At 37.3% G+C, this 2,684-nt stretch carries 3 protein-coding genes; 1 reads left to right on the top strand and 2 read right to left on the bottom strand.

Translation table 11 applies throughout. The features are described 5' to 3' along the window. Window positions 1–679 (bottom strand): thioredoxin domain-containing protein (locus tag Q0039_RS10260; RefSeq protein ID WP_297512447.1); only part of this gene is annotated, 679 nt, incomplete at its 3' end. A 54-nt stretch (window positions 680–733) separates the two neighbouring features. Further along, the gene (locus tag Q0039_RS10255) at window positions 734–1,813 is read right to left on the bottom strand and encodes a DNA replication/repair protein RecF (protein ID WP_297512444.1); all 1,080 of its coding nucleotides are present in this window, start codon (window positions 1,811–1,813) and stop codon (window positions 734–736) included. 140 nt (window positions 1,814–1,953) lie between these two features. Between Q0039_RS10255 and Q0039_RS10250 the strand changes: the two genes are divergently transcribed. After that, window positions 1,954–2,684 (top strand): tetratricopeptide repeat protein (locus tag Q0039_RS10250; RefSeq protein ID WP_297512441.1); only part of this gene is annotated, 731 nt, incomplete at its 3' end.

Here is a 2,684-nt window from a genome sequence, read left to right as displayed (position 1 = left end):
TGCGCCAAATTTGTTTTTTATTTTGATATAAAATTAAGGTGGGATAACCTTCTACTTTTAACGCTTCGGCCAATGCTGCATTGGCTTCTGCATCAATGCGTACCACCACCACTTCGGATTTCATTTCAGTGGCTATTTGGTCTAAAATCGGTTTTAATTTTTTACAGGGACCGCACCATGTGGTATAAAAATCGACTAATACTTTTTTATCGGTGTTCAAAATTTTATCCAAATCCGCTTGGGTCATTCCGCCCGATACCTGCGCATTGGCCAATCCTGCCGCGCGCCATTTTAGGTAACCTCCATCCAGTTCATAAATAGTCGTGAATCCCATGGATTGTAATTTTTGAGCGGCCTCACTACTGCGACTCCCCGCTAAACAATACACAAAAACAGGTTTGTCTTTAACTAAAGTTGTTACTCCTTTTTCAAAGGTTTCTGGTTCGTTCCAGTTGAGGTTTTGTGCATTTTCGAGGTGTCCCGATTCAAATTCTTCGGGGGTGCGCACATCGAGGACTTGTGCTTGTGGATTTGCTTGCAGCAATTCAGCAAATTGTCCAGCTTCTATTTTTTCATAGATGGATTCATCTGATGCCGATGTTGTTTCAGTGCTTGATTTATTTTGACACGAAAATAAACCTAAAAAGAGTAGGATAAGGGTTATAATTTTTGTTTTCATACGATACATTTTTACAAAAATAGCTACGTAAAGATAGCTATTCTGTAGGATTGATTACAAATGAAATAATTTATACGATTGTTGGGTGTTTTTTACAATTGTCTCGGTGCGCTCAGCATGGGTGTCAGAGATAAACAATTGTCCAAACTCTTCTTGATTAACCATTGCTATAAGTTGACCTACCCGACTTTCATCCAATTTATCAAAAATATCATCCAATACTAAAATTGGTTTTTCGCCACTTTGTTTTTTTACAAATTCAAATTGAGCCAACTTTAAAGCGATTAAAAACGATTTTTGTTGCCCTTGCGAGCCAAATTTTTTGATCGGATGTTCGTCAATCAAAAATGCTAAATCATCTTTATGAATTCCAGTCGAAGTATAGTGCAACTGTTTGTCTCGGTTTATACTATTGTTTAAAAGGTCCAACAAAGTAGCGGTAAATAAGTCGCTTTCATAATGTAATTGCACCTGTTCAGCCTGTCCAGTAATTTGTTGGTGGTGTTTTTGAAAAATAGGCGTAAATTCAGTGACAAAGGCTTGCCGTTTTTCGAATAAAGGTTGTCCCAAATTGGCTAGTTGTTCATTATACACGCTCAGTGTGTCATGGTCATAAGTAAAATTCAGCGCAAAATATTTTAAAAGCGCATTGCGTTGCCCTAAAACTTTTTGGTACTGTATGAGTTGGAATAAATATTCGGCATCCAGCTGCGAAATAACCGTATCCATAAACCGTCTACGTGTGTCACTACCTTCGGTAATCAAGTCGGAATCGGATGGAGAAATAATTACCAAGGGAATAAACCCAATGTGATCTGAAAATTTCTCATACAATTTGCCATTGCGTTTCAGGATTTTTTTTTGCCCTTTTTTTAAACTACAAACAATTTGTTCGGGTCGGTTATTTTTATCAAATTCACCTTCGATCATAAAGTACTCTGCTCCATGCCGAATATTTTGAAGTGCCAAGGGATTGAAGTAACTTTTACCGTAAGCGAGATGATAGATAGCATCGAGCACATTGGTTTTGCCCACGCCATTTTTACCAACGAAGCAATTGATCTTAGCGTCAAATTCGAAATTGACGTCTGTAAGGTTTTTGTAGTTCAATAAAGCGATACGTTTTAAAAACATTGCAGGACAAAGGGTTACCGAATTGGCCCAAAATGGAGTGCTATAATTTTGGGAGGTGCAAATTATTGAAAAATATCGAAAAAAAGCGCTTTTAAATTTGAATAAAAATTATATTTTTGCCCACACTAAATTCAATATAAATGGCGACATATAATAAAAGAGGTTATAAGGCCCCCAAAGAGAAAGATGAAAATGAAGGTAATGTTCCAATGGACAATCAATTCATTGAAGATACACCTAATGTGGATGCAAAAGATAGTACAACAGCGCGTGCTTTTGATGCTTTAGACCAAACGGCTTCCCGTACGGAAGAGTGGGTGGCGCGTAACCAAAAATTTATTTTAGGATTTATTGGAGGTGCTGCCTTACTAACAATCGGATATTTAATGTATCAAAAATTTATTGTGGAGCCCAATGAAATGCAAGCAACGGATGATTTGTTAGTAACCCAACAAAATTTTCAAGCGGCTGTAGATGCGCAAGATCCTAAAGTTCAGGATTCGTTATTTACTTTGGTTGTTAAAGGTGCTGAAGGAAAGCAAAGTGCGGTAGAGTTGGCGAGTCAGTATGCTGGGACAGATTCAGGAAATATTTCTAATTATTATGCGGGTATTGCTTACTTGAATTTGAAAAAGTACGATGATGCGATCAAATATTTAGAGCAATATAAAGGGAACGATACATTTACGGGAGCAATTGCCACAGGTGCAATAGGCGATGCGTATGCTCAGAAAAATGATAATGCAAAAGCATTGGAATATTATGAAAAAGCAGCGCGTACCAATACGAATGATTTTACAACACCTCGTTATTTATACAAAGCAGGTGTGATTTGTATGGAAATGGGTAAAAAAGCCGAAGCCGGTAATTT

This window comes from Flavobacterium sp. (genome assembly GCF_027484945.1).
Classification (GTDB): domain Bacteria; phylum Bacteroidota; class Bacteroidia; order Flavobacteriales; family Flavobacteriaceae; genus Flavobacterium.
This window is presented reverse-complemented; position numbering and strand designations above follow the sequence as displayed.